This window comes from Leptospira andrefontaineae (assembly GCF_004770105.1).
Lineage (GTDB): Bacteria > Spirochaetota > Leptospiria > Leptospirales > Leptospiraceae > Leptospira_B > Leptospira_B andrefontaineae.
Window position 1 is genome coordinate 48,231 of the sequence record NZ_RQEY01000008.1, and the last position, 6,663, is coordinate 54,893.

Genomic DNA, 6,663 nt, shown 5'->3' on the forward strand with positions numbered 1-6,663 from the left:
TACTTTTTGGATCCTATGTCTTTTGTTTTTCTAAATTGGATGTCAAACTTTTATACTTTTTACAAAGAACTGATTTCGTTTCCCAACTAAAATAGAAGTCCTTCAGAAGGTTGACAACCTGCAAGGATAGTAGATAAAGCCTTGGATGCCTAATCTTCCGATTTTATTCCCGGAACAAGTTTCTCAATCTCCGGTTTTCTGGATTTTAGTTTCATTTGCGATTTTCGGAACGTATCTCGGGGCCTTATTATGTATAGGGCAGAATATTTTAGAAAGAAAAACCGCTCTTAACCGTTTGCTTTCTTTATTGTTCGTAGCCTTGGGTTTACTCCAAGGCACTTGTTTATTTTACGTATTCGGACTTTCTTCTTCTTATCCTTGGATTGTACTTCTTCATATTCCTGTTTTGGGCTCCATAGGTCCGATTCTATATGGCATTCATAAGATCATTCAAAATTCAGAATTCGAAAAATCAACATTGGGTTTAAGTCCTAAACATTCCATTTTGCCTGGGATCATTTGGATTTTATATTTTTTAAGTTTTATACCGGATACGGATAGAATACGAGAAGGTATTAGCACATTCTCCATAACAAGAAGTGCATTCGATCTGGCTTTTCTGGTCCCATTGCTCGTACTCGCAGCCTATATCGCCGGATTATTAAGAGGGAGCAGAATATTATTTAAACCGAATGTTTTGAAGGAAGAATGGACTGCAAGAGTTCTTCTATATATCATTCTTGCGACAATCGCAAACCATTCCGTAGGTGCGTTTTTCCTAATGGATAAGAATCCACTCTTTCTGTTGGTAAGTGCTTCTATGATGGGATTGAGTCTTTGTGTTTCTTATTTGATTGGTAGAAGATATCCTGCTTATTTCCAAAACCTGCAAGAGGTCGCAAGAGTTACCTTCCAAAAATACTCACGTTCCTTACTTCAAGGAATGGATCTAACAACGCTTAGGGAAAATTTACTAAAAGTGATGGAAGTCGAAAAACTATATAAAGACGAGGACTTGAGTTTGGCAAGTTTAGCAGATGAGTTAGGACTTTCTTCTCACCAACTTTCAGAATTAATTAACCAGGAAATGGGCAAAAATTTCTCAGCATTCGTGAATGAATATAGGATACGGGAGGCCTGCGAATTACTTACCAAAAACAAAGATTCTTCTATCCTGGATATCGCATATGAGGTGGGATTTAGGAGCAAAACCTCCTTCCATAGGGCGTTTCAGAAAGAAGTTGGAGTTCCTCCATCCGAATATAGGGAGAAAAATCCTTAAGTAACGGTCCCATCCTATCAATTGAAACCGATTCCGCAGTTTCGGTTTATAGAATGGAACGACGGATCTGAAATCCTGGATATAATTCCTTCCATCAGTTACATCGGAGTGGATATGAGTTCCTTAGCCCTTGAGCGAAAAAATATTTCGGATAGATTTACCGAAAAAGAAAAAACAAAACGTATCATCAAATGGATCCGCCGTTCGGATTCTAAGCTCAGAAAACGTTTCTCTTTTTTACAATATCAAAATGCGATTGGATTCGGGATCACAATGGGTTCCGCTTTCGGAATGATCCTACTCGGAAGTTTGTATGTAATGGATATAATTCCATTCTGGGCTTGTATTATTGGGAATGGGATCTTCGCTTCTTTTCTTCATGAGATGGAACATGACCTGATCCATAGTATTTATTTTAAAGAAAATCCAAAGGTGCAGAACTTTCTATTCTGGATGGTCTGGTTATTTCGTGCGAATACAGTTAATCCTTGGTTTAGGAAAGAAATCCATCTTCTTCATCATAAACTTTCCGGAAACATAGAAGATATAGAAGAAAGATTTATCAGCAACGGAATGCCTTGGGGAATCAGACGTATACTCGTAATGATAGATCCGATCATGGCAGTTGTTCTGCAAGGGCCTAAGATCAGAAAAGATGCAATACGTTATCTTGCGAAAATAAAAGCTAAGCCGATCAAGGGGCCTTATCGTTTAGCGTATCTTCTTCTTTGGTATTCATTCTTGATTTGGGGAATGATTTCTTTGATCAATTGGTCATTGGGAAGTCCTATACAAGAAACTGGAACTACAGCCTATATTCATAATTTCTTAAATACTGCTGCGGTAGTCTATTTGATCCCTTGCTGGCTTAGACAATCCGCTATACAGATAGTATCTTCTAATATGCATTATTACGGAGATGTGAAGAGTTTATACCAACAGACCCAAGTGTTGGATTCTTGGTGGATATTACCTTTACATTTGTTCTGCTTTAATTTTGGAGCCACACATGGTATACATCATTTTGTGGTAACACAGCCTTTCTATCTACGACAAGCAGTCGCACCTAAAGTAAAACCATTCTTAAAAAAATATGGAATTCGTTTTAACGACTTTGAAAGTATGACAAGGGCGAATCGTTACCAAAAAGAAGAAATGGATGGTATTGCGATTCCGGCCTAGTACTTTAAAGTCGGAAATGGCATGCAAAATTTAAAAGAATCTGAAAGACCCCAAGGTCAATTCATTCGATCCTTAGACCAAGCGGAGGCAAATTTCTGGTTATATGACCGTGCCTCCTCTATGAACTTCTGCGTAATGGCAGAAGGAGAGGGTTCTTTCTCTGAAGAAAGTTTACGCAAAGCTCTCGACATTATCCAAAACAAACATGCGTTAGCTAAGGTTCAGATCTTAAAACAAGTAGGACAAGATTCTCATTTATACTTTGCAACCTCGGACAAAAAAATCCCGATCCAAAAAGATTTCTATTCTCCCGATTGGAAATCCAAATTAGCCAAGGAAACCATTCGGCTTTTCGAATTAGGAGAGTCTCCTTTAATCAGGACTATATTTTATACATCCGGGAATTCTAAATTTGCGATAGGTGTTATCTTTCATCATAGTATTGGAGACGGAAGATCAGGATGCAGATTTCTTTTAGATGTACTCAGAGCGAGTACAGGAGAAGCTGACGATATCGAAGAAGATTCGGAATATTCTTCTCTAATGGAATTATATCCAGCAGAAGAATTGTATAAAGGAGGGCCTAAACCGGAAAAACCCCTTACCATTCCTCAGTTCTCTCGTAAAAAAGAAGAACAAGATCCGGAGATCATCAGTTTTTATTTGGAAGAGGAAGATGTAAATTCTCTCTTAAAAACTTCTAAACAAAAAAAGATCTCTTTTCATGGGATCTTAGGCGCTTCTCAAGTAACTGCACTTGCTGATTTTTTTGATAAAGGGCAAGAAGGAGTATTATATCTTTCTACTCCAGCGGATCTAAGGCCTCATTTAAGTCATCCTGTACCTGATTCTGCATTGGGACTTTATATTTCTCTATTCACTACTCCTGTAAATATCAGAGATCCTTTCGATATAAAAGCAAAAGCGATCATGAATGATGTAAGAGCTCGTATAGGAAAAAGGGAAGGCAGAGCATTTTATGAACTACTTCCTCCTTCGGAACAATTTTTGGAAAAAGAAGACGGACTAAAACTTTTCCAATTATTGATGAGTCGAAATCCTCAATCCAGTTTGTTGAGCAATGTAGGGATTATTCCTGTTTTGGCATCGGATGAAATAAAAGTAAAAGAACTTTCTTTTACGGTCCATCCTGCTTTAACCCAAACAATCTTTACGACTGTGACAACTTACGAGAATAGAATGGCAATCAATATAAACTATGATAAGAATCGCTGGAAAGAAGCGGATATTTCTCAGTTTGCATATTCTTTTCGAAAGAATATACTTTCAAATTCTTGAGAATTATAAGATTCTAATATATTTTGGGATCAAAAAGGAAGGATCCTTTTTCTATTAATAAAAACTCTTCTGCCCAGAATCCAGCCCCAGATAAGCATCCCGCAACCTAAGTAAGAGATCAGGTTCGGGATCAAAAGAATTTCCACTTCTGCAAGAACCGGAACTTGCATGGTCAGACCTGCGAGCATTATGATTGTATGGATTTCTGCAACTCTTGATTTCTTTTCATCTAGATATTTGCCCAATCCACCTCCACTAATAAACGCTAAAACTCCGAAGATAGCTCCAATTCTTCCTATATATGCGGAGAAGTATTCAAAATCCTGAATATCAGGAAATTGGAATAGAATGATAAACGGACGAGAGAAAAGAAAACCTAAGGAAACAATCCCTAAATATCTATGAAGCCTAAGCTTGTTTTTGGGAGAAAGTTCCAAGCTGGAAACTTAAGCGGGATCACCGCTGCCTACAGGGATAGGTTCATTTTCGGGAAGTAAACTTAAGCCACCGGTTTCCAATTCCGGTTCGGAAATTGTATCGATCTGGACTGGCTGAGATTTTTTAGAAAGTTTAAAATAATAATACAGAGGAACAGAGAATAGGGTAAATCCGAAACCCCAAAGAGCTTCCGCACTTTTATTGTAGAGTAATGTTGCGATAATTAGAATATTAGAAAGTATGTATAGGTAAGTAGAATAGGGATAACCTGGGATCTTAAATTCATTCTTTAAATGTCTTTTTTCGAAAATAACAGGCGTATAAGCTGTGATCGTTGCGAGTAGTAGGGTGGAGCAAGTGATCAGATATAAAAGCGATTCAATCTCTTTCACAAAACAAAAAAGACAAGCATACAGAAACTGAAAGATCAAAGATTTATAAGGACTATGATATTTAGAATGTAATTTTGCCATGCTTGGAAAAAAGAAACCGTCTCTCGCCATCGCAAAATAGATCCTGGAACCACCGATGATATAAGCGGAAATCCCTCCCAGGAATACCCAGCAAATAAACGCAGTGATCAAAATATTCACACCTTTTCCGAACAAAAACCCGGAAGCGGTTACTCCAATCTTCTCATCTCCCGCTAAAAATTGGATAGGAGCGGAGCTTAAATATAGAAAATTGATCAGAACATAAAGAAAAGTGACTAGAATACAGGAAACAATCACTGCCTTATAAATATTCTTTTCGGGATCTTTGACTTCTTCCGCAACGTAGGTGATCATATTCCAGCCCAAATAAGAAAAAGTGACTGGGATTGCTCCTGCAAGAAGAAGATTCCATCCATTCAGGTCGGAAGGGATTAACGAAAAAGATTCAAAATTCTGAATATTATAATTTCCTATAGTAAAGCCTAAGGTCACAAATGCGACTAAACCTAAAATTTTGAAAGTAGTGAAGAAGTTCTGGATTCGAGATGCAAATCCTATCCCGAAAAAGTTCACAATCGTAAAAAATAAGATCGTGGAAATCCCTATGATCTGGGCCACTCCTAAAGAAAATGTGATCCCTAAAAATTTGGACTCTAAGAAATAAATGTCCCAACTTGGATTGAACAAGGTTAAAAATGATTTAGAGAATGCGATCGCAGAAAGGGAGATCGACGCTGAGAAGTTCACCGATAAAGAAAGCCATCCGCTGGAAAAAGCAACAATAGGAGAGTAGGCCTCCTTTAAATAAACGTAATCTCCTCCTGCATACGGAAAGATACTTGCCGATTTCGCATAACTCATCGCACCTGCGATCGCCAAGAACCCACCTAAGATCCAACAAAGAAGCGTCCAGTTAGGATTGGCAGTCTGAGTCAGTATATAACCCGTAGTGATAAAAACTCCCGGTCCCACCATAGAGCTGAACATAAGAGAAATGGAATCGTAAAGATTAAGAGAACGGCGAAGTTTCATTTCGAGTTTTGGTCAAGATAGCCCCTTTACTTTCACTCACAAGACATTTTCAAGACCGCGTAAATCACTCAATGTAGGAGGTCCTACGAATGATTTGGGCGGCTCTCGCTTTGCGGGATCGGGCTACTACGGGTTTTTGAGCGACCCGTAGAGAACGAAAAACCCGTAGGGTTGCTGAATGTAATGAAGCAAAATCCTTATCGGACACCATTGCTTAAATTGGCACGAAATACATTCGCGTTCATCCAAGCATCGCGACCCGTGAGAACTCGAGGGGGCCGCCCCAATAAATTTCCTAAGGAAATTAAATGCAAAGTATGTTGGAGTTCCTACAGGGGTAAGAAGATCGCCCCCACCCGGGTTCGGGTGGAGGGGAGTGGCCCGTGGGAAGCGTGTCTGCCTCTGCCTTTATCACATTCCGTCGTTTTTTCAATCAGCATCCACGTTTTACGCGGAATTTTGATTCCGGGGCTCTCTAATTTAATCTGAATTTTAGTATCCTCAGGAATTATATTAAGATATTATAATAAACTAAATCTATGTCCCCAAGGCTTCCGAAATGGTAAAATCCCTTTGAATTCAGGTTTAGATTATGTCACATTAAAATCTTCAATTTCAAAATTTAGAAAAAATAGATTTGTAAAATTTCTATAAAAACAGTTTGACTGGCCGGGTCGATTTTGTATTTTGGTCTTCTGGCCGTTTTCCGGTCGGCAACCGAAATTTTCGGAGAGAACGGCATTTGCCCTTCGAACTGCAAAATTTAGGGAAGTAAAAGTTCTTTAACAACAAATATAACTGCGAATGAGAAATTAAAATTTTTTATTAGCTGAGATTAGGTCGTGGTGATGAGTTCGCCATGATATTAATAATCTCGAACACTAAGAAAACAAATTAGAGCTACTCTCATTCTACAATAATATATCGAAAGATGCAGCCCTTTCTAACGGCATTCCAAAGAAACTTTTGGAAGTTAGAGGGCTTGGCGTAGTTTAC

General features: G+C 38.4%; 5 protein-coding genes. 3 read left to right on the forward strand and 2 right to left on the reverse strand.

Features of this window, described 5'->3' with window-relative positions; all coding sequences use genetic code 11:
- Nucleotides 1-145: 145 nt before the first annotated feature.
- The 3 genes from EHO65_RS04800 to EHO65_RS04810 all read left to right on the forward strand — a co-directional run bounded on the left by EHO65_RS04800 (nt 146) and on the right by EHO65_RS04810 (nt 3,763).
- A complete protein-coding gene (locus EHO65_RS04800) occupies nt 146-1,282 on the forward strand; it encodes a helix-turn-helix domain-containing protein (RefSeq protein ID WP_135773035.1) in 1,137 nt (378 codons plus the stop codon).
- 114 nt (nt 1,283-1,396) lie between these two features.
- Nucleotides 1,397-2,464: a fatty acid desaturase gene (locus EHO65_RS04805; RefSeq protein WP_208743989.1), complete on the forward strand. Its 1,068-nt coding sequence runs from the start codon at nt 1,397-1,399 to the stop codon at nt 2,462-2,464.
- 21 nt (nt 2,465-2,485) lie between these two features.
- Entirely contained in the window at nt 2,486-3,763 is a 1,278-nt protein-coding gene (locus tag EHO65_RS04810; RefSeq protein WP_135773037.1) for a phthiocerol/phthiodiolone dimycocerosyl transferase family protein, read from the forward strand.
- Nucleotides 3,764-3,792: 29 nt separating this feature from the next.
- Here EHO65_RS04810 and EHO65_RS04815 read toward each other — a convergent pair whose 3' ends face one another.
- A complete protein-coding gene (locus tag EHO65_RS04815) occupies nt 3,793-4,200 on the reverse strand; it encodes a hypothetical protein (protein ID WP_135773038.1) in 408 nt (135 codons plus the stop codon).
- A gap of 9 nt (nt 4,201-4,209) precedes the next feature.
- Complete coding sequence (locus EHO65_RS04820; RefSeq protein ID WP_135773039.1) at nt 4,210-5,667, reverse strand: APC family permease; 1,458 nt, start codon at nt 5,665-5,667, stop codon at nt 4,210-4,212.
- Nucleotides 5,668-6,663: the final 996 nt, after the last annotated feature.